Raw genomic sequence first — 25,130 nt, 5'->3', positions numbered from 1 at the left:
CGCGGGGGCGCCGATCACCCCGATCCCGCGGCGGCTCAGGTGCGGCGGGCGTTGACGTGCCTGCTCAGCAGTGAGGCCGACGCCGAGGGGAACGACCCCCGCAGCCGCCTGGCCTCCGCCGTGGTGAGGGCGTCCCCGACCGACGTGGTCCCGTTCACCTTGGCGGTGAGGTTGACGGAGCCGCTGGCCCAGTTCAGCCAGGCGGCCAGCAGTTCGCTCTCGAACACCGCCCGCTTCGTCCGCTTGGCGGGTTTGAGCACCCGGCGGGCGGCGGCCGGGTTCGAGGCCCCGGCCAGCTCGGGGAAGACCCTGCTGGCCTTGCCCACCATGCCGAGGTAGCACCGGAGCGTCGTGTCCGTCAGCGTGCCCTTGCCCGTGCCAAGCTCGGCGGCCCACTTCGCGGCGCTCAGCGTCTTCTTCGACGTCCCGCGCACGCACATCGTGGGCCTGACGGGCGCCACGACGGCGGGCGGATCGACCGGACTGGCGGTCACGGTCACCGTGACGGTCACCGTCGGCAGCGGGATCGGGACGGGCGCCTGGGTCGGCCCGACGGGCGGGGTGCCGGGTTCGGGGCTCGGGTCGTCGCCGGGCTCCTCGGGGACGTCGGGGTCTCCAGGGTCTCCGGGACCGGGATCACCCGGGTCGCCGGGGTTCTGGGTCACCCCGGGGGAGGGGGCGGCGCCGGTGAGCGCGCCGTACAGGTCGAGGCGGGGGACGGCGACCCCGTCGTAGACGATCGGGCGGCCCGCGGCGACGAGCCTGCCGGTGAGCGCGCCCGCCGAGGCGTCCGCGCCCGTCTCCGCGGCCCGCTGCGCCAGTACGGCCAGCGCCCCGGTGACGTGCGGGGTGGACATCGAGGTCCCGCTGTAGATCTCGGTCCTGCCGCCGGGGACCGAGGAGTCGACGTCGACGCCGGGGGCGAACAGGTCGAGGACGGAGCCGTGGTTCGACCAGTCGGGGACGCGGTCGGCGTCGTCGGTGGCGCCCACGGTCACCGCGTCGGACAGGCAGCCGGGTGCCCCGGCGCCGGGGGAGCCCTCGTTCCCGGCGGCGGCCACGGCCGCGACGCCCTTCGCGAGCAGCGCGTCGAGGCGTCCCTTCATCTCCTGGACCTCGGGCTCGCCGTCACAGGAGCCGCCGTAGAGGCCGCCGCCGAGGCTCATGTTGACCGCGACGAGGCCGGGGACGGTGTCCTTCAGCCGGGTGAGGTATTCGAGGGCGAGCAGGAGCGAGGACTCGTAGGCCGTGACGCAGGGCTCACCGGCCTCCCCGCAGTCGTCGACACGGCTGAAGACCTGGAGCGCCACGATGTCCGCCCCCGGCGCGACGGCGTGGGCGATGCCCGCGACGTGGGTGCCGTGCTCGCACAGGTTGACCTGGCCGTCCAGGCAGGCGGGCGTGGTGGCGTCGGCGGCGCGCTCCGAGGTGTCGGTGTCCTGCCCGTTCGGGCACAGGGAGCGCGCGCCCACGTCGACGACCGAGAAGCAGGCCTGCCGTACGACCTTGTTCCCCAGGGCGGGGTGGGCGGCGTCGATCCCGGTGTCGACGATCGCGATCGTCGTGCCGCGTCCGTCGGCTCCCTCCGTGTGGGCGCGGTCGGCCCCGACGAGCGTCAGGCCGGAGGCGAGTGAGCTGGGGGAGTAGGTGCGGTCCCTGCGGATGGAGACCACCCGGGGGTCCTTGGCCAGCTCGGTCAGCGACTCACCGGTGCCCTGCACGACGATGAAGGAGGTGTCCTGGGGCTGGAGCACGACGTCGGTCTCCGGCAACAGTCGTGCCTCACCCGCGACCTGTTCGGCCTGCGCGGGGACGGCCAGCTCGACGATGGCGCGGGCGCCGTCCTCGTCGGAGGCGAGCCCGGCCTCAAGCTTCTCCGGCTTCGGTGCCGTCTGGACCGCTTCGGCCGGTGGCTCCTCGGCGAGGGCCGGTACGGCGGGGACCCCGCCGAAAACGACGCCGAGCACGATCACCTGGGCCACGAGGGCTCGAAGTCGCACACGTCCTCCGGGGGATAAGGACAGCTCCGGCTGCTGATCATGCGATACGGAGTTTAAATACTGCTTTGTCGTCAGTGAATAGCACGTGCCGGATTTGAAGGATCTTCTCAGCCCGGGTTCATCTCGGGGCCGGACATGGCTCGACCCCCCGCGGCGTGTCGCGCACGGAGGGCCGAGTGTCCGAAATATTACTTGAGGCCGTTGGAGAGCGCGGTGATCAGCTCACCGTTGGGGGTGTCTCCGCTGGTCTCCCAGAAGAACGCGCCACCGAGGCCCTGGCTCTTGGCCCAGGCCATCTTGCTGGTGATGGTGGCGGGGGTGTCGTAGCTCCACCACTGGCCGCTGCAGAAGGCGTAGGCCGTACCGGCGATGGTGCCGTTGGAGGGGCACTTGGTCTTGATGACCTTGTAGTCCTCGATGCCGGCCTCGTAGGTGCCGGGAGCGGCACCGGTGGCGGTGCCACCCGGGGTCGACTGGGTCACGCCGGTCCAGCCACGGCCGTAGAAGCCGATGCCGATGAGCAGCTTGCTGGCGGGGATGCCCTTGCCCTTCAGCTTCTGGATGGCGGCGTCAGTGTTGAAGCCCTCCTTCGGAATGCCCTGGTAGGCGGTCAGGGGCGAGTGCGGAGCCGTCGGGCCCTTGGCGTCCCAGCCACCGAAGAAGTCGTAGGTCATCGGCATGAACCAGTCGAGGTACTGGGTCGCACCGGCGTAGTCGGCGAGGTCGATCTTGCCGCCGTCGGCGCCGTCAGCGGTGATCGCCGCGGTGACCAGGGCGCTGGAGCCGAACTTGGCGCGCAGCGCGGAGACGACCTTCTTGAAGGCGTCGGGGCCGCTGCTGTCGCAGGTCAGGCCACAGGCGTTCGGGTACTCCCAGTCGACGTCGATGCCGTCGAAGACGTCAGCCCAACGCGGGTCCTTGACGACGTTGTAGCAGGAGTCGGCGAAGGCCTGCGGGTTGGCGGCGGCCTGGGTGAAGCCACCGGACCAGGTCCAGCCACCGAAGGAGTAGATGACCTTGAGGTTCGGGTACATCTTCTTCAGCCTGCGGAGCTGGCCGAAGTTGCCGCGCAGGGCGCCGTTGTCCCAGGTGTCGCCGACGCCGTCGACGCTCTCACCGGCACCGTAGGACTTGTCGTAGTCGGCGTAGGCGTCGCCGATCGCGCAGCGGCCACCGGCGGTGTTGCCGAAGGCGTAGAGCAGGTGGGTCAGCTTCGGCGCGGTGCCGCTGGTGACCAGGTTCTTGACGTGGTAGTTACGGCCGTAGACGCCCCACTCGGTGAAGTAGCCGACGACCTTCTTGTTCCCGGCGGGGCCGGTGGGCGTGATGGTCGGGGTCACGGTGGGGGTGACCGTGGGCGTCACGGTCGGGGTCACGGTCGGCGTGACCGTGGGCGTCACGGTCGGCGTCACGGTGGGGGTGACGGTCGGCGTCACAGTGGGCGTCGGGGTGGCGTCCCCGCCCTCACAAGGCGCGCCGTTCAACTTACAGTTCGTCACACCGGAGACTCCGCCGGGGGATCCGGTGAAGCCGAAACTCACCGTGGCACCCGAGGCGAGCGCGCCGTTCCACGACTTGTTCGCGAAGGTGTAGTGGCTGCCGCTCTTGGTCATGTCGGCGTCCCACGCGGACGCGATCGACTTGCCGGCGGGGAGGTCGAACTCGACCTTCCAGCTGGTCAGGGCGGTCGAGCCCGCCTTCACCGTCACGTTGCCCTGGAAGCCGGTGCCCCAGTCAGAGGTGGTGGTGTAGACGGCGGTGGCGGAGGTGGCGGCCGTGGCGCTGCCCATCCCGATCCCCACCGGGACTATCAGCGCTGTGGCTGCGATCAAGGAGCCGATGGTCATTCGTCGCAAGGGTCGCTCCAGGTCAAAGAGTTCCTAGCCCCCGAATTCATAGGAAAGTTTCCTATTAGTTTCCAGAGCGTAGGTTCTCCTTCGTGGGCGGTCAATGGCTCGCTGACCGATATAAGGCGGATTTAAGGTTCACGGAAGCCTTGGCGAACCCGGCCTGAACGGAAAAGGGCCGGTCACACGCTGCGTGACCGGCCCGGCCCGGCCGAAAAAATCTTCCTGTGACGTTGACCCGGCGGTTGTCCCGTCGGTCAAGGGACCCTCAGTGGCGGGTGGTCCTCCTGGTGCCCTTCCTTCCGGAGGTCTTCTTCACGGTGTCCCCGGCCGCCTCCTCGGCTGTCTTCCCGGCTGTCTCGGTGGCGGGGCTCTCCGGCGGCGCGTCGTGCCGGAGCCAGACGGCGCCCAGCGGCGGCACGCGCAGCCGCGTCGAGTACGGCAGGCCGTGCCGCTCCTCCTCGACCGCCTCGACCGCGCCCATGTTGCCCACCCCGCTGCCCGCGTAGTCGTAGGCGTCGGTGTTGAGCGCCTCCTCCCAGGTGCCGGGAAGGGGCAGCCCCAGCCGGTAGTTCTCGTGCGGCGCGCCGGAGAGGTTGACCACGCAGGCCAGCGCCGAGCCGTCGGGGGCCAGACGCACGAAGGAGAGGACGTTCCCCTGGGCGTCGTCGGCGTCGATCCAGCGGAAACCGTCCGGGGTGTCGTCCTGGGTCCACAGCGCGGGCGTCTCCCGGTAGATCCGGTTGAGGTCGCGCACCAGCCGCTGCACCCCCTTGTGGCCGTCGAAGTCGAGCACCCACCAGTCGAGACCTCGGACCTCCGACCATTCGGACCCCTGCCCGAACTCGCCGCCCATGAACAGCAGCTGCTTTCCCGGGTGGGCCCACATGAAGGCGAAGAGCGCGCGCAGGTTCGCGAACCGCTGCCACTCGTCGCCGGGCATCTTGCCGAGCAGGGACCCCTTGCCGTGCACCACCTCGTCGTGCGACAGCGGCAGCACGAAGTTCTCCGAGAAGGCGTACATCAGGGAGAAGGTCATCTGGTGATGGTGGTACTGCCGGAAGACCGGCTCGTGCGCCAGATAGGCCAGGGTGTCGTGCATCCAGCCCATGTTCCACTTGAACCCGAAGCCGAGACCGCCAAGGTGCACGGGCCGGGAGACCCCGGGCCACGCGGTCGACTCCTCGGCCACGGTGATGATGCCCGGCTGGTCCCGGTAGACCAGCGAGTTCATCTCCTGCAGGAAGGCCACCGCGTCGAGGTCCTCCCGCCCGCCGTACTCGTTGGGCCGCCACTCGCCCTCGCGCCGCGAGTAGTCCAGGTAGAGCATCGAGGCGACCGCGTCCACCCGCAGCCCGTCCACGTGGAACTCGCGCAGCCAGTACAGCGCGTTGGCGACCAGGAAGTTGCGCACCTCCCTGCGGCCGAAGTCGAAGACGTAGGTGCCCCAGTCGGGGTGTTCGCCCCTGGTCGGGTCGGCGTGCTCGTAGAGCGCGGTGCCGTCGAACCTGGCCAGCGCCCAGTCGTCCATCGGGAAGTGCGCGGGCACCCAGTCGACCAGCACCCCGACGCCCGCCGCGTGCAGGCTGTCCACCAGGTGCCGGAAGTCGTCCGGGCCGCCGAAGCGGGACGTGGGCGCGTAGTAGGAGGTCACCTGGTAACCCCACGAGCCGCCGAACGGATGCTCGGCGACAGGCAGGAACTCCACGTGGGTGAACCCCATGTCCACCACGTACTCGACCAGCTCGACGGCCAGGTCCCGGTAGGACAGGCCGGGCCGCCACGAGCCGAGGTGCACCTCGTAAACGCTCATCGGCTCCTTCAGCGCGTCCGCCGCCGCGCGCCCGCGCAGCCACTCCTCGTCGTGCCACTCGTAGGAGGACCGTTCGACGACCGAGGCCGTGGCGGGCGGGATCTCGGTACGCCTGGCCATCGGGTCGGCCTTGGCCCGCCACACGCTGTCCGCGCCGAGCACGTTGAACTTGTAGCGCTCGCCCTCGCCGAGCCCGGGGACGAACACCTCCCAGACCCCGGACCTGCCCAGCGAACGCATCGGGTGGGCGGTGCCGTCCCAGTGGTTGAAGTCGCCGATCACCTGGATGCCCCGCGCGTTCGGCGCCCAGACGGCGAAGGCCGTACCCTCGACGTCCTCGTGCCGCATGACCCGCGCGCCGAGCACCTCCCACAGCCGCTCGTGGCGCCCCTCGCCGATCAGGTGCAGGTCCACCTCGCCCAGCGTCGGCCAGTGCCGGTAGGGATCGGCCATCTCGTACGGCTCCGCGCCCGGATAGGTGACCAGGAACCGGTAGTCGGGGATCTTGTCAAGACCGGGAATCGTCACCGCGAAGACGCCGTGGGCCAGGTGCTCCATGTCATGGGTGCGATCGTCCACGACGACCTGGACCTTCTCGGCCAGCGGTCGCAGCGTCCTGACGGTCACACCGCCGGCTCCCGGATGCGCGCCGAGGATCGAGTGCGGATCGTGGTGCGCTCCGCCCGCGAGCCGCTCCAGGTCCAAGTCCGCGTTCATGGATCACTCCCGTAGATCGGTATCCCCTAACCCTGCCCTACTCGGGCGTTACGACCCATGCCCTTGTCCGCTATCACCATGCGTGTCGTGAAAATGTGCGGATATGCGATGAGGAAAATCCTGTATGTCGCTATCACGCGGTGCGGAATACTGGCCGTCGGTTCCGTTGATCACCTGGAGGGCGGCGATGTGCGGTGACACGGCCGGGGCACCCGTTCCCACGCGCCCTCATCACTGGCCGCTCCCCGCGGAGACGGCCTTTCCTCCGCCGCCCCGCCCGCTGCGGCCGGTCAGAGGGCTCGCGACGGCCGTACTGACCCTGCTCGGCCTCGACACCCTCGTGGGGGCCGCCTGGGCGGTCGCGGCCGACCCCCTGGCCACCGTCGTCGAGGTCGTGGGTGAGGGCGCCCTCCCGCTGCTGTCGAACTCCGCGTTCCTGGTCGCGCTGACGGCCTCCAGGGCCCTGGTCAGGGCCGGTCTGGTCGTCGTCTTCCTGGTCTGGCTGGTACGGGCACGCCTGAACGCCGAGTCCCTCACCCGGGTCCCGCACCGCTGGTTCAAGATCTTCATCGTGCTCGGCTGGGCGCTGCCGATCGTCGGGTGGTGGATCCCCAAACAGATCGTGGACGACGTCTGGGCCGCCTCCCGTCCCGGCGGCGTGCGGGGGGAGAGCATCGGCAGGCAACCGCACTCCTGGCTGGTGTGGGCCTGGTGGATCGCGTGGCTGCTGGCCTTCTGGGTGATCCCGCTGTCGTCCGTCACGCTGCTGAGCCTCGCCGGGCGCCCGCCCGAGGAGGTGGGCGCGCTCGTCGGGTTCGGCCTCGACCCGTTCACCTGGATCCCCACACTGCTGGCCGCCGCCCTGCTGGCCATCGTCGTGGTACGGATCACCCGCTTCCAGGAGGCGCGGGTCGCGGCCGGAGGCTGACGGGCTCAGTGACCGCCGGCCCGGCGGACCGGCGGGGCGGGGCTCTGGCAGGACCCCCGGATGAAGGCCTCGCCGTCGGCGAACTCCGTCCCCGGCTCCGGGCGTCCGGAGTCCGTCGCGTACGGCCTCGCGGGTTCCCCCGAGGTCGCGAGGCGGCGGGTCAGCCACTGCGCGAACCGTCCGTGGGCCGTGACCACCGCCGCGAAGGCCACCGCCAGCGCCGCGAGCAAAGGCAGCCGCTCCTCTTCGGCCAGCAGGATGGACTTGGCGTCGGCGAACCCGGTCCTGGCCGAGGTCCAGCCGGTGACCAGCACGGTCACCCACCTGCCGCCGCGCCTGATGCCCGGCCGTGCGGTCGCGGTGATCGCGGCCGGTACGGCGAGCACGACGAAGACGACGGTGATCATCACCGTCGCCACCAGGGTGAAGGAGGTGTCCACGCCCACGGCGACCGCTACCCCGCGCATCAGCAGCCGGGCCGCGAGGCCTCCCAGAACTCCCGCGGCCAGCGCCCCCACCGCCGCCGCTAACACCACACGACCTCGAGCTACATCCCCATATCGCATTTAAATGGATTTAGAGGGATTTTCCCGGCGGGGCAATCCCAAAAACGAATCCGGAACCTCCTTGTGACCCACCTGTTTGGAACGGTTCACAAACCCCGGCGTCGAAGACGTGTCAACCGCCCGGCGTGCCGATCGCAGCCGGTGGGCGGGCTGTCGAGGCGGCGAACATATGGCTGCGATCCATGAGAAATTGACATGATCGAGTAACCGTGGACAATCAACACCGTTTTGCTCATCGGTAAAGATCATTTGTGAAGCCGGGGAGAGAGATGGCGCGAAGGAAGACGCCCTTGGAAGGCGACGGGCCGACCATGCGTTTCGCCGCCAGGCTGAGGGAGGCCCGCGAGAGGTCGGGACTCACGCTGCGCAGGCTGGCGGAGGTCTCGGGATACTCGCACAGCACCCTGTCCATCGCGGAGAGCGGCAGACGGCTGCCGACCTGGGAGGTGGCCGCCGCGTTCGTCCAGGCATGCGGCTCCCAGGACCTCGAACGGTGGCGTGGCTGGTGGGACGCCGCCTCCGAACACGAGGCGGCTCGGCCCGCTCCGGTCCCGGACGTCACGGCGAGCGCCGGGCCGGAACCCGTCACCGACCCTCCGTCGTCGCCCGTATCGGACGCGGCCGGGACGGACGACCCGCCCGGCTCCGTGTCGCCGGCTCCCGCCGTACCCGACGCCCCCGTGACTCCGGCCTCCCAACGACCGGGCCGGGGCGGGCCGCGCTGGTGGCACCTGCTGGCGGCGAGCGTGGCCTCCTCACTCCTGACGGCCACGGGTTTCCTGCTCCTGCCGACGATCCTCCCCGGGTCCTCCCCGGCACGCGGCCCGGCGACGGCCGTCCAGCCCCTGACGAACCAGTCCGGGCCGACCTTCCCGCCGGGCCCCGACCCCACCCCGGTGATGGCGTGCGGCGGCGCCACCCCGGGCTACGGATGCCACAAGAAGGACCCCGACGCCTCAGGATGCTGGAAGAACGCGCAACTGGCCGCGGCCTCCACCTTCTCCTACAAGGGCAAGGTGGTGGGCAAGCTGGAGAACTGGTACTCGGCGGAGTGCGGCACCAACTGGGCGGCGTTGCGGATGCCCACGGGATGGCGGGGCCGGGTCGAGATCGTCACGGCGACGACACGTGACTGCTACCCCATGGACTGCGTGAGCTTCTACGACAAGACCCCGCCCCTCTGGTCGGGCATGCTGTTCGGCATGAACCGGTCCACGACCGCCCTCGGCTACGTGAGGTTCCCGACCGGGGAGACGAAGGAGTTCGAGGCGTCAACCCCGGGACCCTGACCGGCATGAGCGTGTTCGTTGTGGTTCCCGGTGGAAGCCCGTGTTCTCCTCCGGTGTGTTGACACGTCGTTGACCTGCGACGACACACCGGTTGTTCGTTGCTGTGCATGGATGTCCACCCCGCTGTCCGATCTCTTCCCGCGCCGTCGGCCCGGACGGTACGACAGGGCCAGGCCGGTGCGACCGGCCTCCCGGCCCACCACTGCTCGCCTGCCCCGGCGGCACCGTGGCGGCACCGTGAGGCCGTTCCACAGCACCGGCGTCCCTGCAAACGGATCCCGGTCAGCCGGTGAACGGAACCGGCGGCCGGATCAGGATCGGCATCGGAAGGACTTTCACATGCGTTTCCGACTACTGCGCGTCGCGGTGCCCACCGCCGTCGTGGCGCTCACCCTCGCCACCACCAGCGGGGTCGCCCACGCGGCGACGTCCCACCAGGTCGTCTACCACGCCGACGGCAACTGGGCGGGGGAGGTGTGGTTCAACGCCGGCACGCACAACATGGCCAAGGGCCGCAACTCCTTCACGGTGAAGGACACCTTCTGCGGCGACGGATGGAAAGTGGGAGTGCACTACGAGATCCCCGCGCTCAACATCTACCGCACGTTCCTGCTCAACGGTGACTGCTCCGGGGAGAGCAGCTTCTCCGTCGTTTCCTACGACGTGGCGCCCTCCGCGATCCACTGGTGGGGCCTGAAGGCGAGCACGACCGAGAACCTGACCACGTACGAGTCGCAGGTGAACGACTACGTCGACTGACGACCACGCCAGGGCCGTGACGGTGCGGGCGGCCGTCGCGGCCGGAGAAGGAGCGGGTGACCCCGGAGTGCCCGAGGTGGCCTGACCAATCGGCGACGGGGGACACGGCCGTGGAGGGACCACCTCCACGGCCGTTTCGTTCATCCGGCCGGGGGCCGGGGACGGGCGGCCAGACGCCAGCGGGCCCAGCCGGTCTTGCCCGGAGGGTCGGGCAGGGGCGTGACACCGGAGGCGTCGGCGAGGGTGTCCACGATGCCCAGCCCCCTGCCGTGTACGGCCTCGACCCCCAGGTCCAGGTGGCGGGGCCGGTCGGGGCCGTGGTCGGTGACCCGTACACACAGCTCCCCGGCCCCCAGCCACAGGGAGAGCCTGACCGGGGGCTCGCCGTGGGTGACCGCGTTGGCCAGCAGTTCGCCGGTCACCAGGACCACGTCGTCCGTCATATGCGCCAGCCCCCAGGACTCCAGCGCGGCCCCCACAGAACGGCGTGCCCCACTGACGATCGACGGATCGTACGGCAGGTCCCAGCAGGCGGTACGCAGCCCGTCCTGTGTCCGGCGCATTGGGGCTCCCGGGGTCGTGGGGATGGAGGGCCCGCGTCCAGTTCCCGTGACCCGGGAAACTCCGGGGGCCGTGACGTCCGGACCGGCCGGGACGGCTCCCGGGAGGCTTGCCGGGACGCTGGGGCGGGGCGGTGCGGTCTGTTCGGCGGCGCGCATCAGGCGGCACAGCTCGTCCGCCGAACCGGCGCACACGACCAGGGGTTCCGGGGTCGGCCAGACGGCCGCGGCGTAGAAGCACCGGGTAGCCACGCCGTACCAGACGGCCCAGGCGGGCTCGATCTGGTCAAGCTGCTCGGCGCCGGCCCGGTTGGCGGGGTCCCACCGCCGCGTCCGAGGCCCGGAGAGCGGCTCACCGCGCCGATGCCGCCCCCCAAGCCGCCCCCAGCCCTCCCGCCAGATCACGCCCCCTCCCTCGGGTACGGCACGCTTCCGGCGTACGGCGGGCCTTCGAGGAAGGGCACCTCCTGAGAGGACGCGGCGCCGGGGAGCGGGACATTCCTGGGGGAGGCGGCACCGGGGAACGCGGCGGTTCCGGGGGAGGCGCTTTCGGAGAGCAGAGTGTTCTCGGGGGAGAGCGCGTCCTTGGAAAACGCCAAGGGCCGGAGGGCCGTTTCCGCGTTCTCCTTACCCAGAAGCGACATCTCCCTGTCCGGTGGGCCGCCGTCCTGGTAATGCGTTTCCCGACCCTCGACGCGCATTTTTTCACCCCTTTGATCCGGACATATCCGGTGATTTTTATGGTGACGGTATGAGGGGGCGCACTACTTGCATGACAAGGCCTCTCAGAGGGGCTTCTTCGCGTCCCCGCCCACTTCACAGAGTGCCCCTGACTGGCTACGTTGGGCACGGAAAGTTGAACCACATCGTGGCCACAGTTTGTACTGCGCTGTGCTGAAATTGTGCTGGCGTGTGCTGAGACTGTGCTGGTGTGCTGGCGCTGTAATAATCCCCCTGGCGGACGGAGAAGAAATGTCCGTGATAACCAAGTCCGACCCTTCGGCCAAGCCTCTGGTCATCCTGGGGGCTGAAATGCGTCAGCGCCGTGTGCGGTTCGGCCTCACCCAGGACCAGGTCGCGGAGGTCACCCAGTTCAGCCAGAGCCTGGTGGGCTTCATCGAGCGGGGCGAGCGCAGGCCGAGCCGCAACTTCATGGAGCGCTACGACAACGCCATCCAGGCGGGCGGTGAACTGGTCCTGCTGTGGGAGAAGCTCACCCACGCCACCAGCCCCCACTGGTTTCGAACCTGGCTGGACGTCGAACAGCAGGCGCAGAGTCTGCACACCTGGCAGCCACTCGTCGTCCCCGGCCTGCTGCAGACCGAGGAGTACGCCCGGCTGGTCATCCGGGGCGAACCCGGCATCACCGAGGAGCAGGTGGAGAAGGCCGTCACCGCCCGGATGAAGCGGCAGGAGATCTTCACCCGCGCCGCCCCGCCCCTGTTCCGCGCGATCCTGGACGAGGGCGTCCTGCGCCGTCCCATCGGCGGCAAGGCGGTCATGCGGAGGCAGCTCGAACGCCTGCTGGAGGCGGTAGAGTCCCCCCGGATCGGCCTCCAGGTCGTTCCCATGGCGCTCGGGGTGACGACCGGCATCCTCGGCGGCTTCGTGATCGCGAGGCTTCCTGGGCGGGCGGATACGGTGTATATCCAGTCTGCGGCTCACGGGCAGGTGTCGGATCGCCCGGAGGACGTGGAGCTCGTCCACAGCAGATACGACGCTCTACGAGCCGAGGCGCACCCCCAGCCTGTTTCCATCGCGTTGATCAGAGAGGCGGAGAAACTGTGGACCTGAGCGACGAGCTGAAGGCCGCGTCCTGGCGCAAGGCCACCAAGAGCGGCTCCGACCAGGGCGACTGCATCGAGGTGGCTCCGCTGTCGGGTGGCCGGGTGGGGGTCCGTGACACCGAGGCCCCTGGTCAGGCGCCGTTCGTGGTGAGCGCGAGCGTGTGGGACGCCTTCATCGACGGCGCCAAGAAGGGCGAGTTCGACTTCTGACGGTGAACCCGAGTGGGGCCGTCTTCTAGGGAAGCGCGGACCCACTCCGGTCAGCCATGTCGAGCAGGAGCCTCGCGGCCCGTTCCGCCCCGTCGGTGCGGACCGTCTCGGCCACGACGGCCGCGCGGGCACCCGTCCGGGGAGCCAGGGCGACCTTGAGCGCGGCCGACAGCGAATCGGCGGTCGGCGTCGGACCATCGTGCTCCACGCCGATGCCCAGCCCGGTCACCCGGCCCGCCCAGTACGGCTGGTCCGCGACCTGAGGCACGATCACCTGCGGCGCTCCGGCACGGGCCGCCGTCGTTGTCGTGCCCGCGCCGCCGTGGTGCACGACGGCGGCCACCCGGCCGAACAGCGCCTGCTGGTTGACCTCGCCGACGACGAGGCAGTCGTCCCGGTCGTCGATCGCTGTCAGGTCGGCCCAGCCGCTCCCGAGCAGGACACGGCGACCCCGTGCCCGAACGGCTTCGATGACGGCCCGGGAGATCTCCTGGGCGCTCGCGCCCCGCATCGGCATACTGCCGAAGCCCACGTACACCGGCTTGTCCCCGGCGGCCAGGAACGCCTCCAGGTCGGCGGGAAGCGGACGCTCGTCCGGCCTGATCCACGCGCCGGTCTGCGTCACGTCGAGCTCCGGCGTCTCCTGCCAGGGGCCCAGGACCGGGTCGGTCGCCAGGAACGGGCGGCCGGTGAAGACATGGTCGCGGATGCCGTTCACCGAGGGCAGGCCGACCGACGCCCGGTGGTCGTTGATCGTCTCGCCGAACAACGCGTCCTTGTGCTCGGCGTTGAGGGCCCACAGCTCCCGGTTGCCGGTCACCCCCTCGGGGATCGCCTGGCCCGGCCAGGGACGAGGCGCGTGATGCGGCGACGGCAGGTAGGACGGGGAGAGGGACGTGAACACATAGGGCACGCCCAGCTTCTCGGCCGCCGCCCGCGCACCGGCCACGGCGGGGAAGGAACCGGTCGCCACCACCGTGGCGCGGTCCTCGGCCACCTCGGCGACCGCCTCGTAGGCCATGGCGGTCAGCTCGGCGGCGATTCCGGCCAGGCCCGCCTTCGCCTTGTCGGGGATCGCCCCCGTCGCCAGCGCGCGGATCGGCCAGCCGAGGGGAGTCAGCGGCACGCCGGCATCGTCCAGCAGTTCCGCGAAGTCCGGCGGCGCGCACACTCGCACCTCGGCGCCGAGCGCCCGTAGCCGCACCGCCAGCCCCGTCATCGGCTCGACGTCCCCGCGCGACCCGTAGGTCACCAACACAACGCGCATTCCACAGCCCCCGATGTCCGTACGTTCCGGTGTCGAAGGAGGATTGTGCGGCAGAACCGGGGCCTTGTGGCAAGCCCCCCCATGCGCTATAGCTTGGTAGCGGCAGGAGGTGTATATCCCTCTTGCCCTTTTAGTCGTTTCGCCGTCCGGCAGGTGACCTCCCCGCCTCGGGAGACGACTTCGACATCCGCAGCCCGGCAGCCCATGGACGACCTGGAACCGTCCACGTCAAGGCGGGGCGGCGAAAGCCGGTGCTCGCGCCACCGGGAGACCGGCTCTCAACCACCGGAACGGCCGCCGGTCCTTTCCGGCTTACCTGGTCTGTCCCTGGAGAAGGTCACTCGCCGTCGAGGCGTTCGCGGAGCAGGTCGGCGTGGCCGTTGCGGCGGGCGTACTCCTCGATCACGTGGACGAGGATCCAGCGGTGCGAGAGCCCTGCCGCTCTCCGATGGTGCCCAGCGCCTTCACCAACGGCTGGGTGAACGGGTCGGTCAGGCGACGGTGTATTCGGCGTCGCCGAAGTCCGCCACCACGCGGACAGGGTGCGAATCTCACCTCTCTTCGACGAACCTGGCCGCGACTCCTTGGTGACAGAGAGAAGTGGGCTACTCGCCGACGGCGCCGTCGAGGCGTTCGCGGAGCAGGTCGGCGTGGCCGTTGTGGCGGGCGTACTCCTCGATCATGTGGACGAGGATCCAGCGGTGCGAGACGTCCTGGCCGTGGCGCTGCTGCTTTCCGATGGCGTCGAGCGGCACCCGGGCGGAGATCTCGCGGGCCGCGTCGATCTCGGCCCGCCAGATGGCGAAGGCCTCCTCGGATGAGGCGGTGTCCACGGCGTTGAAGTCGGCGTCGTAGTCGTCGGCCTTGGAGTAGAGGAGCGGGACGTCCTCACCGTTCAGCACCCGGCGGAACCACACACGTTCCACATGGGCCATGTGACGAAGCAGGCCGAGCAGCGACAGGGTCGACGGCGGCACGGAACGCTCGCGAAGCCGTTCGTCGGGCAGGCCGGCGCACTTGACGGCCAGGGTCTCGCGGTGCCAGTCGAGCCAGTTGTCCAGCATGGCGCGTTCGTCGGCGATGAAAGCGGGGGAAACGCGGTTGTCGGTCATGACTCGTGGTCCTCTCATCTTGATCGGCCTTGATCACCGCCGTCCAGCCTCTCACGGAGGCCCGACAACCTCTCAACGGCTTTTCGTACGGCGAGGCCCGCCGTGTGAGAGGGCCTCGCCGTACGGCGAGATCAGCGGAGGCCGGTGACCGGCAGGGGCGGGATGGCCTTCAGACAGGAGCGGTCACCGGTCGAGCCGGTGCGGATGAAGGCCGTCGCCAGTTTGGCCGCGCAACCGGTCTCCTCCCAGGTCGGCACGTGTCCGGCGGAGGGAACCTCCACGAAGGTGCTCACCGGGAACTGCTCCGCGGCCAGGCGCCCCTGGGAGACGGGGGTGTTGGTGTCGAGTTCACCGGAGAGCACGAGCACCGGGACGCGGGGCGCGGTGCCGTGGCCCGTGGGCCGGTCGGTACGGGGCCATTTGAGGCACAGGTCGGCGCCGTCCATCACGGCCTCGGTCCAGCCACGCGCGCTGAACGGCCCGAACCGCCCCTCGGCCCGTCGCAGCGCCCCGGTGAAGGCGGCGGTGCGGTCCTCGACGGTGGCCCGCCGGTCCCACACGGTCGGATAGTCGTTGCAGACGATCGACAGGGCCTGAGCCCTGGTGGCCCGCTTCTCCGGCGGCTGGGAGGCGAGTCCCTCGGCGAGCTGCCCGGCCAGGGCGACGAGCGGGGCCGTGTCACCGGAGACCGCCCGCGAGACCATGGCCGGCAGCTCGGACCAGACTCGCGGGGTGCCGTTGCTGCTCGCCACGTAGAAGTGGATCAAGGCGAGCATGTGCTCGTCGAGTAGCAGGGTACGGCGGCGCCCTGAGACCTCGATCTCGAAGGGAATGGGGCGTTCCCGCAGGCGGGTGGCCAGCCGTTCGAGGTTGGCGACCGCCTTCTCGCCCTGGCAGGCGCCGTCGCTGCGCGCGCACAGCCGCAGCAGGGCCCGTTCGACCGCCCGCGCGTTCGGGCGGCCCAGCGGGTCGAAGCGCAGGGGATAGGCCCCGGACAGGACGACGCTGCGGGTGTGCTCCGGGTGCCGGAAGGCGTAGACGGCGCTCAGATAGGTGCCGTAGGACACGCCGTACAGATCGACCCTGTCGACACCGAGGCGTGAGCGGACGGCGTCCAGGTCGTCGGCCAGTTCCGCCGAGGTGTAGGCCCGTGCCCGCTCTCCGAGCCGTCGTCCGCACGCCTCGACCTCGTCGATCTGCCGCTCTCGGGGGAGCAGGTCGTAGTCCGCGGGGACACCGCAGCCGACCGGCTCCGATCCGCCGGTGCCACGCGGATCGACCAGGAGCAGGTCGTGGTCGTCGCGCAGGGCGGTCATGTCCTCGGCGAAGCGTTCCGCGTAGGCGATCGCCGGTTCGCCGGGACCGCCGCTGACCACCATGACCGTTCCCGCAGGGGGACGGCCGACGTCGGTGCGCGGCAGGAGCGCGTAGGCGATCCGGTTCGTGCCCGCTGAGGGGTCGGCGCGGACCAGCGGCACCGTGATCTCTCCGCAGCGGGCCGCCGTTCCCTTCACGACCGGGCAGGGGACGTCGGAGACCGCCGCGGCCGTGGGGCGCGATCCGCCCGCCAGGGCAGGCAGTACGGGTGTCACGGCGGCCAGGGCGGCGCCGATCATGAGGGCGATGGGGATATGTCGTTTCGCCACGGGCCTCTCCTGTTTCTGGACGATGGAAGAGCCCGTCGATCCTCACGGCGACGCCGTACCCGGAGACATCCCACCAGCACCTCTCTTCTCGTGGTGCTGGCTGTACTCGGGACGACGGCGCCCGCGAGTGCCGGAAGCGGCTTTTCGGAGGCTGATATCGCGGGTGTGCCGTGCTTGGTGTCTTCGGCGTCCGGTGTCTGCCGGAAACGGCGCCCAAAGGGGGTGACGTCGGAATACGAGGTCATGATCGTTTGCGGGAAAAAGGCTTTCTGTGGAGTTGATCCCCAGGTCAGGGGCCTCCATGGCCTCTCGGCTGGGTTGGATGATTGCCGGTTATTGGTCTGCTTTCATCCTGTTTAGGGCTAGCCGTTTGTTTTTTGGGTGATGTTCGGCGGCGAAGGCGAACTTTCCATTGTTCCGGGAGGCCGTCTCGCATATGCTCCGTGCAAGTCACACGTACGGCCAAGCCGACTGGGAGGCAGGCATGGCTCGTTCCTGGGAGGCTGACCCGTCCGCGTTGTTCCAACGGCGCCTGGGAAAGTCGGCCAAGGAGCTTGACCGTTCCGACGGTCGAGACGAGTGCCCCGACATCTGGCAGCTGGACAACGGTGACATCGCGGTGATCGGCAGAGACCTCACCGCCGTCTACGGGCCACGTCTGCCGGAAGGCGTCTCCCTCGCTCCGGACGAGCGACTGGTCGTCATCCCCGGCATCATGCTCAGCGTCGCGAAGCCGGACATCGCCGATGTCTGACCTCCGCGCTCCCCATCTCATCCCGGCCCAGGGCGAGAGGCTCGTCAGAGAGGCCTACCGGCGCGACTTCCGGCAGCGGGAGGCGGTCCTCCGTAACCGCGACTCCTGGAAGCTCGAACGGCGCCAGCACTTCGAGGAGCAGGCCGTTCCCAGCTACGACGCCTTCCGCCGGGGTGACTGGGACGAGTCGATGCGGCTGCTCGAAGAGCGCACGGACAGCCTGCTCGCCATGACGCGTGAGGACGAGCTCCGCAACTCCTTCTTCCACCGGGTGCGGGTCGTCGAGACGCCGCTCACGCCGTACATGCGCTGGGAGCTGCGCTCGCTGCGGATGCGCGCGGAGTGCGGCGAGCGAATCCGGGTGGTCGCCGCCGAGGCGGTCGCGGTCTTCGAACGCGGCGGCCCGCTTCCCGAGGTGGTCGTCCTCGGCGGCCGGACTCTCTACCGCGTCCTCTACACCGAGGGCGGTGTCCCCGACGGCGCGTTCCGTTACACCACTCCCCACCTCGTCAGGGACTGGGAGGACTACATCAGAGGCCTCTACGAGACGGGCGAGGACGTCAGGTCCTATGTCGACCGGGAGCTCACCTCCCTCTCCTCGTCCACGGTCGGGTCGAAAACGGAGTAGCCGTCAAAAAGCACAGAGAAGATGAAGAAAACCCCGGCGGTTCGTACTCCGAACTGTCGGGGTCCTCACGTGACGTCGTGCAGGCCAGGAACGTCAGCGGGGGAGTGCACTTCCACGACCACGGCGGCAGGAACAGGGGCGCCTCCCCGGCTCCGGTTCCGGTTCCGCGTCAGCTTCCCGCGGACGTGCGAGGGTTCGTCAACCGCGTCGAGGAGTTCGAACGGCTGAACGCGGTCCTGACCGGTGAGGACGGCGACCCCAGGGTCATCTCGGTGTGCGTGATCGCCGGGACGGCGGGTGTCGGCAAGACCTCGCTCGCGTTGCGCTGGGCCCACCAGATCCAGGAGCGCTTCCCCGACGGGCAGCTCTACGTCAACCTGCGTGGCTACGACCCCGGAGAGCCGGTAACCGCCTACGACGCGCTGCACCGGTTCCTGGTCGCCCTCGGCGTCCGTGCCCACTCGGTGCCGCAGGACCTCGACGCCGCCGCCGCGCTCTACCGCTCGCTGCTGGCCGGCCGCAGGATGCTGGTCGTCCTCGACAACGCGGCCATGGTGAGCCAGGTCCGCCCCCTGCTGCCCGGCAGCGCGGGCTGCCTGGTCGTCGTCACCAGCCGCAGTCGTCTGTCGATCCTCGCCGTACGCGACGGGGCGCACCGCCTGACGCTGGGCACGCTCCCCGAGCCGGAGGCGGTCGCCCTGCTGCGGGCCGTCACCGCCGGATACCGTCCGGAGGACGACGAGAGCAAGCTCACCGAGCTGGCCAGACTGTGCGCCCGGCTGCCGCTGGCCCTGCGGATCGCCGCGGAACGGGCCGTCAGCTACCCCCACATGCGGCTGGACGACCTGATCGCCGACCTGCGTGACGAGTCCGCCCTGTGGGACGCCCTGAGCACCGGGGACGACGAGGAGGCCGGGGCCGTGCGGACGGTGTTCGCGTGGTCCTACCGCGCGCTGCCCGACCAGGTCGCCCGGCTCTTCCGGCTGCTCGGCCTGCACCCTGGCCCCGAGTTCGGGCTGCACGCCGCCGCCGCGCTCGGCGGGCTGACCCCGAGCAGGACACGGCAGCTGCTGGACTCCCTGGTCGGTGCCCACCTGCTCGAACAGACGACGCCGGGCCGCTACCAGTTCCACGACCTGCTGCGCGCCTACGCCGCCGACCAGGCGCAGCGGGACGGCTCCTACGACGACCGGCAGGCCGCGCTCCGCCGCGTCCTGGAGTGGTACCTGCACACCGCCGACGCCGCCCAGAACTGGATCGGCCCCGCCGAGAACCGGATACGGCTCACGCCTCCCACGGAGGGTGTGCGACCGCTGACCTTCGCCGACTACGACACGGCCGTCGACTGGTCGGAACGCGAGCACGCCAACCTCCTGCAGGTCGCCAGGACCGCGATCTCCGCCGGATACGACGAGCTGACCTGGCAGCTGGCGGTCGTGCTGGCCAACAGCCAGCCGCCCTCGGCGCCGGTCGCCGACTGGCTGGAGGTCGGCAGGCTCGGCCTGGCCGCGACGGAACGGCTCGGCGACCTGCCCGCGCGGGCACGGCTGCTCACCGAGTTCGGCATCGGCTACGTCCGGATCAACCGCCTGGACGAGAGCCTGGAGAGCCACCGCCAGGCGCTGGAGATCTGGACCGAGGTGGACGACCGGCTCGGTCAGGCCCACTCGCTCAACCTCATCGGGCTGGTCAACCTCCGCAGGAGGCGGTTGGACGACGCGGCGCAGCACTTCGAGCGGGCCGTCGCCGCCTTCCGGGAGCAGGGTTCCGCGCACTGGGAGGCCACCACCCTGGCCAACCTCGCCAGCACCCACTACCACGCCGGACGGCTCACCGAGGCGGAGCAGGCCGTACGGCGCGCACTGGAGATGCACCGCCTTCTTGAGAGCAAACGCGGTGAGGGCAACGCGCTGCGCCTGTTCAGCGACATCCTGCGTGAGCGGGGCGAGATCGAACAGGCGCTGGCCACGGCGAACGATGCGGTCGAAATCGCCCTCGTGCTCAGGAACAACCGGCTTGAGGGCTTCTGGCTCATCGCCCTCGGCAACGCCCAGCGGGCGGCCGGGCAGTTCGTCGACGCGCTGGCCTCCTTCCAGCGCTCGGCCACGCTCCACCGACGCCTCGGGGACCGCAGCCGGGAGGCACTGGCCTGGTACGGCACCGGCGAGACCTTCTACGCGCTCGACCGGCACGGGGAGGCGGCCGACTTCCACCGCCAGGCCGCCTCGATCCACCACATGCTCGGTGACACCTGGCACGAGGCCCTGGACCTCGACGCACTCGGCGCGTCCCTGGTGGAGGAGGACCCCGAGGCGGCCAGACGGCACTGGACGAAGGCGCTCGGCCTGCTCGCCGACTACGACGACCCCCGTGCGGCCGGGATCCGCCACCGGATCGAGCGACGGATCACCTCGGACTACTGAACGGCTCCCGCCGTGTCCCGGCGGGAGCCGCTTCAGGGGGCCTTCGAGAGGCCTTCAAAGAGTGGGGTCAGGCGCGGACGCCTTCGTGGAACACGCGGAACAGGAGCAGGGTCAGGCGCAGGTGAGGCCGGACTTGGGCTTGGGACCGCACGGACCCCGGTTGCCGCCGCCGTCCGTCACCGAGCCGGGCCTGGCCCAGATGAGGAAGCCGCCGTTGGCCAGGCCGGTGCTGCGGGCCACGGTGAGGGCGGCCTGCGTGACGGTGCCGGTGAACAGGTGCAGGCCGCCGCGGACGGTGTTCCCGCCCAGGTCGGTGAGCTTGCGGGGAGTCATGCCGTTGGCGAAGAAGATGTTGTCGGCGATCGGGTCGGGGTTGACCCCGGCCAGGTTCTGGTTGACCAGCAGGCCGACCGTCTTGTTGCTGTGGAAGACGTTGTTCTTCACGGTCGTGAGGGCGAACCCGCCGGTGCTCAGCAGCCCGACGGAGTTGTTCATGAAGACGTTGCCGTCGAAGGTGGTCCGCTGCCCGCCCTTGACCTCAAGGGCGGTGTCGGTGTTCCTGAGGAGGTTGTCCTGGAAGACGTTCTCACCCGCGTCGGCGGCGACGGTCACCGGGAAGTTGTCGAAGACCGTCCCGTTGTAGACGCCACCGGACCTGGCGGTCGTCAGCTTCCCGTTGGCCAGGGTGCTCGACGCCACCGTGACCTCGGGGGAGTCCTGGACGCTGACCTCCCCGTGCACGACGCACTGCTCGACCGTCGCCGTGGACTTCAGCACCGTCAGGCCCGTCAGAAGGCACAGGGCCGGGTTGCTGCCCGCCACGGTCAGGGTCGCGTCCTGCACCCGGGTCGCCCCTGCGGTGACCTGCACGTCGGAGAGCGTCGCCTCCACGGTGCCGCCGGCGGCGCCCGGCTGCACGGTCACCGCCTCTCCGCCCGTTCCCACGATCTTGCCGTTCTTCACGGTCACGCCCGAGGCCCGCAGGGTGAGGCCGGTCGCGGTGAGGACGTGCCCGCCCAGGTCGAGGGTCACGCCGTCGGTCGCGATGGTCAGCCCGCCGCCGGCGCACACCAGGTCGGCGGTCAGGGCGGCGTCCGCGGTCAGTGTGTCGCCGCAGTTCACCGCGGCCGCGCTCGCCTGCGCCGGTACGGCTCCGACGCCGGCGACCAGCAGGGCGCACGCCAGCAGCACCCCCGATCCGGATAAGATTCCCTTTGTTTTCCTTCCGTGATCCATGTTCGATTCTCCAGACTTCCGATGAGTTTTCTCGTGTTTTCCCCGAGCCGATGAGAAGGTTTTTTCGGCCGGAAGGATCACCGTCAAGATTGCCCCTCCCGTGGCGATCGCGGAAGTCAGTGAATTGGTCCGCCAGGGTTTGTGAATTCAATCCGTTCCGGGAGTGGCGTGCGTGGCGCGTGTTATGTCACGAGGACTATGGGGCAGCCGAAACACCTGGTGCGTCGCGGGGCCGTACGGGTGGTGAGGGCGTGACCGGATTCATGCCCTGAGATGGGCGGTGCCCACCCGTTCACCGGTTCGCGAGGACGGCAAGGGCTTGTCCTGGTAATTTCCGTGAACCCGTCAGGCGATTGCGAAAAGCTATGGGAAAGCCTTATGTCCGCTCTTTCCCAACCTCTCTCCGGCTTACGGCACCCTTTTCTTCGCCTCTCTCCGGAGACGGAAGTGGTGGTACGGCACCGCCGTACCCCGAAGGCGCACGGAAAATGTCGGTCGGGGATGGCAGGGTTGGGGTGACGCCGTACCGGTGGGTGGGAGCCCTGAGCGTGGAGGCACGACGATGACAACCTCTCCGTTGCGAGCCGGGTTCGACCGGGTGCGCCAGGCGATGGCCGCGCGTGTCGAGAAGGGCGAGTTGCCCGGCATGGTGCTTCTCGCCGCCCAGGGGGACGAGACGCTCGTCGAGCCGATCGGGGCGAAGGCCCTGGGCGGCGACGAGCCGATGCGGCGCGACACGATCTTCCGCGTCGGGTCGATGACGAAGGCCGTCCTGGCCGCGGCGACCATGGCGCTGGTGGAGGACGGCACGCTGAGGCTGGAGGAACCGGTCGACCGGCTGCTTCCCGAACTGGCCGGGCGTAGGGTGCTCAGGCGCCTCGACGGCCCGCTCGACGACACCGTCCCCGCCGCACGCCCGATCACGGTGGAGGACCTGCTGACTTTCCGGATGGGATACGGCCTGGTCTTCGGGGTCACGCCGGACTCGCCGTACCCCACGATCGACCTGCCCTATCCCGTCATCGAGGCGGCCCAGGAGCTCGAACTCGTCACCGGCCCGCCCGACCCCCGCACGCCGCACGACCCCGACGAGTGGATGCGACGCTTCGGCACGCTGCCGCTGATGTGCCAGCCGGGGGAGCGCTGGCAGTACAACACCGCCTCCCTCGTGCTCGGCGTGCTGGTCGCCCGCGCCACGGGCATGTCGCTCGGCGACCTGTTCAGGACACGCCTGTTCGAGCCGCTGGGCATGGCCGAGACCGGCTTCCACCTGCCCGCGGAACACCTCGGCAGGCTGCCGGTCCACTACATGACCGGTCCGACCGGCGAGCTGACGCCGCAGACGCACACCACCGACGAAGACTGGACCAGGCCGCCCGCCTTCCCCTCGGGAGCGGCCGGTCTGGTCTCCACCGTGGACGACTACCTGGCCTTCGCCCGCATGCTGCTGGCGGGGGGCGTCCACCAGGGACGCCGGGTGCTGTCCGAGCGGTCCGTCGAGCTGATCACGACCGACCACCTGACGGCCGGGCAGCGGGCGTCGGGCGACATCGTGCTCGCCGGTCACGGCTGGGGGTACGGCGTGGCCGTCGTCACCGAGCCGGACGAGATCTCCTCGGTCCCCGGCCGCTACGGCTGGAACGGCGGCTACGGCACCTTCTGGTTCAACCACCCCGCCCGCGACCTTGTCGTCATGGCCATGACCCAGACCTCCGACTTCCTGTTCAACGGCTCCCTGGCCGACCTGGGCCGGCTGGAGTCCTGAAAGCCCGTGCTCCATGAGTCTTCGTGCGGAGGCCCGGTACGGGTCAGGGCACCGGCGGGCGGCTTGGCCCACGCTCGCGGTCGGTGACGGGCAGGGGGCCGTTCGGCCCGTCCTCGGACGCGGGCGGTGCGTCCCTGGCGGGGCCTCTCAGCGGTCCGTTTCGAAGGCGGCCATGGGGACGGGCAGCCAGGTGGGGCGGTTGCGGGCCTCGTAGGCGACCTCGTAGACGGCCTTGCTCAGTTCGAGGGCGCGCAGCAGGACGGTGTCCTGGGGGTGGAGCCTGCCGCCGCCCGCCGCGTAGCCGTCCAGGAAGGACGCGCGGTTCAGCGCGGCCCACTCGGCCGCCCTGGGGCGCAGTGCCTCGGCGTCCGGATTGTCGGCGAGCAGGTGGCGGGCCGCGTACTCGAAGGAGCGCAGCATCCCGGCCACGTCGCGCAGCGGGGACGACAGCGCGCGGCGTTCGGCCAGCGGCTGACCGGGCTCGCCCTCGAAGTCGAGGACGACCCAGTCGGTCGTCGTGCGCATCACCTGGCCGAGGTGGTAGTCACCGTGGACACGCTGGACGGGCATCTCGGAGACCACGTCGGCCATCCGCTGGTAGGCGTCCTCGACCACCCGCGCGTGCGCGGCCAGCGCGGGCACCTCGGTGATCGCCTGGGCCAGGCGGCGGCGCTGGTCCTCGACCAGCTGCTTGACGTCCTGGGACTCCAGCACTCCGGTGGGGAAGGCGACGGCCAGTTCACGGTGGACCTCGGCGGTCGCCACGCCCAGCCGGTAGGCCTCGGCGCTGAAGTCGCCCCCCGCGTCCTCCGCCGAGGGGTCGAGTGAGGCGTACAGGTCGCGGACACTGGCCAGGGCCAGTGACCAGCCGTCGTTCGCGGTCGCGAGGAACTCCTGGGTCATCGCCAGCGTGGTCGTCTCCCCGTCGAGGTCGGTCTCGATCCACCCGTACGGCCGTGCGATGTGCCCGGCGCCGTGGCGGGCCAGGGCGGTGACGATCTCAAGCTCGGGGTTGACCCCGGGGATGAGGCGGCGGAACAGCTTGCAGATGTAGGTCTCGCCGTACACCAGGGAGGTGTTGGACTGCTCGGCGCTCAGCACCAGACTGCGCAGGGAGGTGTCGATCGAGGCGCCCTCCAGGTGGCGGAAGCGCAGGGGGCCCAGGTCACGGCCCTCGGCCATCCCGGTGAGCAGGGGCCCGGTGAGGTCGGGGTTGTAGACGGCGTCGTAGTAGTCGCCGCCGATCCTGGCGTGGCTGTAGCGGCCTGAGGCGTCGCCGTCCGTGCCGAGCAGAAGCTGGTAGCGGTCGTGGTCCCCGGCCTGGCGCACCGAGATGATCAGATGGCGCAGACCGGGGCTCAGTTCGACGTCGGAGTCGACGCCGAGTTCGTCTATCGGGCGCCCCTTACCGGCGAACCATCGCTGATGGGTGATCCAGCCGGAAAGGAGCTCCGTCAACACGGTCTCACGCCTCCTGGGATGTGGGCGGCAGGGTGAACCAGTAGAACCCATGCCCAGGAAGCGTCAAAAGATACGGAAGTTCGCCAATCGGCGGGAACGGAACTCCACCCATCGTCTCCACCGGCACCGAACCCTCGAAACGGCGCAGGTCGAGCTCGACCGGCTGCGGGAACCGCGACAGGTTGTTCACACACAGGATCCGGTCGTCGCCCAGCTCACGCACGTAGGCCAGGACGCTCGGGTTGGAGGAGTTCAGCTCGGTGTAGGCGCCCAGGCCGAAGACCGGGTGGCGCTTGCGGATGTCGATCATGCGCTTGGTCCAGTGCAGGAGGGAGCCGGAGCTCTTCTGCTGGGCCTCGACG

General features: G+C 70.0%; 22 protein-coding genes. 9 read left to right on the top strand and 13 right to left on the bottom strand.

What is annotated here, in order from left to right; all coding sequences use genetic code 11:
• Positions 1-35 precede the first annotated feature (35 nt).
• The 3 genes from ACFYY8_RS38305 to glgB all read right to left on the bottom strand — a co-directional run bounded on the left by ACFYY8_RS38305 (position 36) and on the right by glgB (position 6,377).
• Entirely contained in the window at positions 36-2,000 is a 1,965-nt protein-coding gene (locus tag ACFYY8_RS38305; protein WP_390049808.1) for a S8 family serine peptidase, read from the bottom strand.
• Between the two features lie 188 nt (positions 2,001-2,188).
• The gene (locus tag ACFYY8_RS38300) at positions 2,189-3,832 is read right to left on the bottom strand and encodes a glycosyl hydrolase family 18 protein (protein ID WP_390049806.1); all 1,644 of its coding nucleotides are present in this window, start codon (positions 3,830-3,832) and stop codon (positions 2,189-2,191) included.
• Between the two features lie 283 nt (positions 3,833-4,115).
• Positions 4,116-6,377, bottom strand: coding sequence for a 1,4-alpha-glucan branching protein GlgB (gene glgB, locus ACFYY8_RS38295; RefSeq protein WP_390049804.1), 2,262 nt, complete (start codon positions 6,375-6,377; stop codon positions 4,116-4,118).
• 187 nt (positions 6,378-6,564) lie between these two features.
• On the opposite strand from glgB, the gene ACFYY8_RS38290 reads away from it, so the two are divergent.
• A complete protein-coding gene (locus ACFYY8_RS38290; RefSeq protein WP_390049802.1) occupies positions 6,565-7,305 on the top strand; it encodes a DUF4328 domain-containing protein in 741 nt (246 codons plus the stop codon).
• Between the two features lie 5 nt (positions 7,306-7,310).
• On the opposite strand, the gene ACFYY8_RS38285 is transcribed toward ACFYY8_RS38290, so the two are convergent.
• The gene (locus ACFYY8_RS38285) at positions 7,311-7,838 is read right to left on the bottom strand and encodes a hypothetical protein (protein WP_390049800.1); all 528 of its coding nucleotides are present in this window, start codon (positions 7,836-7,838) and stop codon (positions 7,311-7,313) included.
• Positions 7,839-8,161: 323 nt separating this feature from the next.
• On the opposite strand from ACFYY8_RS38285, the gene ACFYY8_RS38280 reads away from it, so the two are divergent.
• On the top strand, positions 8,162-9,160 hold the full coding sequence (locus ACFYY8_RS38280) for a helix-turn-helix domain-containing protein (protein ID WP_390049798.1): 999 nt from the start codon (positions 8,162-8,164) through the stop codon (positions 9,158-9,160).
• A 339-nt stretch (positions 9,161-9,499) separates the two neighbouring features.
• Positions 9,500-9,919, top strand: a complete 420-nt coding sequence (locus ACFYY8_RS38275; protein WP_390049796.1) for a hypothetical protein — start codon at positions 9,500-9,502, stop codon at positions 9,917-9,919.
• 140 nt (positions 9,920-10,059) lie between these two features.
• Here the strand turns inward: ACFYY8_RS38275 and ACFYY8_RS38270 are convergent, their stop codons facing one another.
• Together ACFYY8_RS38270 and ACFYY8_RS38265 are read right to left on the bottom strand one after the other, a co-directional pair.
• Entirely contained in the window at positions 10,060-10,884 is an 825-nt protein-coding gene (locus ACFYY8_RS38270; protein WP_390049794.1) for an ATP-binding protein, read from the bottom strand.
• Positions 10,881-11,180, bottom strand: coding sequence for a hypothetical protein (locus tag ACFYY8_RS38265; RefSeq protein ID WP_390049792.1), 300 nt, complete (start codon positions 11,178-11,180; stop codon positions 10,881-10,883). Before ACFYY8_RS38265 ends, ACFYY8_RS38270 begins: the two co-directional genes overlap by 4 nt.
• 271 nt (positions 11,181-11,451) lie before the next feature.
• Between ACFYY8_RS38265 and ACFYY8_RS38260 the strand changes: the two genes are divergently transcribed.
• Together ACFYY8_RS38260 and ACFYY8_RS38255 are read left to right on the top strand one after the other, a co-directional pair.
• Positions 11,452-12,273, top strand: coding sequence for a helix-turn-helix domain-containing protein (locus ACFYY8_RS38260; RefSeq protein ID WP_390049790.1), 822 nt, complete (start codon positions 11,452-11,454; stop codon positions 12,271-12,273).
• Complete coding sequence (locus ACFYY8_RS38255; protein ID WP_390049788.1) at positions 12,264-12,476, top strand: DUF397 domain-containing protein; 213 nt, start codon at positions 12,264-12,266, stop codon at positions 12,474-12,476. Before ACFYY8_RS38260 ends, ACFYY8_RS38255 begins: the two co-directional genes overlap by 10 nt.
• A 25-nt stretch (positions 12,477-12,501) precedes the next feature.
• Here ACFYY8_RS38255 and ACFYY8_RS38250 read toward each other — a convergent pair whose 3' ends face one another.
• From ACFYY8_RS38250 to ACFYY8_RS38235, 4 genes are all read right to left on the bottom strand, one after another.
• Positions 12,502-13,743 (bottom strand): glycosyltransferase, encoded by a 1,242-nt coding sequence (locus ACFYY8_RS38250; RefSeq protein ID WP_390049786.1) that lies wholly within the window; start codon positions 13,741-13,743, stop codon positions 12,502-12,504.
• Positions 13,744-14,080: 337 nt separating this feature from the next.
• On the bottom strand, positions 14,081-14,284 hold the full coding sequence (locus ACFYY8_RS38245) for a DUF664 domain-containing protein (protein ID WP_390049971.1): 204 nt from the start codon (positions 14,282-14,284) through the stop codon (positions 14,081-14,083).
• Positions 14,285-14,348: 64 nt separating this feature from the next.
• Positions 14,349-14,855, bottom strand: a complete 507-nt coding sequence (locus tag ACFYY8_RS38240; RefSeq protein ID WP_390049784.1) for a DinB family protein — start codon at positions 14,853-14,855, stop codon at positions 14,349-14,351.
• Between the two features lie 131 nt (positions 14,856-14,986).
• Positions 14,987-16,501 (bottom strand): alpha/beta hydrolase, encoded by a 1,515-nt coding sequence (locus ACFYY8_RS38235; protein WP_390049782.1) that lies wholly within the window; start codon positions 16,499-16,501, stop codon positions 14,987-14,989.
• A 484-nt stretch (positions 16,502-16,985) separates the two neighbouring features.
• Here ACFYY8_RS38235 and ACFYY8_RS38230 point away from each other — a divergent pair, with 484 nt between their 5' ends.
• The 3 genes from ACFYY8_RS38230 to ACFYY8_RS38220 all read left to right on the top strand — a co-directional run bounded on the left by ACFYY8_RS38230 (position 16,986) and on the right by ACFYY8_RS38220 (position 20,306).
• A complete protein-coding gene (locus ACFYY8_RS38230) occupies positions 16,986-17,255 on the top strand; it encodes a hypothetical protein (protein WP_390049780.1) in 270 nt (89 codons plus the stop codon).
• On the top strand, positions 17,248-17,883 hold the full coding sequence (locus tag ACFYY8_RS38225) for a DUF6879 family protein (RefSeq protein WP_390049778.1): 636 nt from the start codon (positions 17,248-17,250) through the stop codon (positions 17,881-17,883). Before ACFYY8_RS38230 ends, ACFYY8_RS38225 begins: the two co-directional genes overlap by 8 nt.
• A gap of 77 nt (positions 17,884-17,960) precedes the next feature.
• The gene (locus ACFYY8_RS38220; protein ID WP_390049776.1) at positions 17,961-20,306 is read left to right on the top strand and encodes an ATP-binding protein; all 2,346 of its coding nucleotides are present in this window, start codon (positions 17,961-17,963) and stop codon (positions 20,304-20,306) included.
• A gap of 111 nt (positions 20,307-20,417) precedes the next feature.
• Here the strand turns inward: ACFYY8_RS38220 and ACFYY8_RS38215 are convergent, their stop codons facing one another.
• On the bottom strand, positions 20,418-21,542 hold the full coding sequence (locus ACFYY8_RS38215; RefSeq protein ID WP_390049774.1) for a right-handed parallel beta-helix repeat-containing protein: 1,125 nt from the start codon (positions 21,540-21,542) through the stop codon (positions 20,418-20,420).
• A gap of 562 nt (positions 21,543-22,104) precedes the next feature.
• Here ACFYY8_RS38215 and ACFYY8_RS38210 point away from each other — a divergent pair.
• On the top strand, positions 22,105-23,307 hold the full coding sequence (locus ACFYY8_RS38210) for a serine hydrolase domain-containing protein (protein WP_390049772.1): 1,203 nt from the start codon (positions 22,105-22,107) through the stop codon (positions 23,305-23,307).
• A gap of 147 nt (positions 23,308-23,454) precedes the next feature.
• Here the strand turns inward: ACFYY8_RS38210 and ACFYY8_RS38205 are convergent, their stop codons facing one another.
• Both ACFYY8_RS38205 and ACFYY8_RS38200 read right to left on the bottom strand, forming a co-directional pair.
• Complete coding sequence (locus ACFYY8_RS38205) at positions 23,455-24,768, bottom strand: phosphotransferase (RefSeq protein WP_390049771.1); 1,314 nt, start codon at positions 24,766-24,768, stop codon at positions 23,455-23,457.
• A 4-nt stretch (positions 24,769-24,772) separates the two neighbouring features.
• Positions 24,773-25,130, bottom strand: a 358-nt coding sequence (locus ACFYY8_RS38200) for an alpha-glucosidase C-terminal domain-containing protein (RefSeq protein ID WP_390049770.1), incomplete at its 5' end; no start/stop codon positions are given.

Origin of the sequence: Streptosporangium sp. NPDC001559, from assembly GCF_042893955.1 — a bacterium.
Classification (GTDB): Bacteria; Actinomycetota; Actinomycetes; order Streptosporangiales; family Streptosporangiaceae; genus Streptosporangium.
This window is presented reverse-complemented; position numbering and strand designations above follow the sequence as displayed.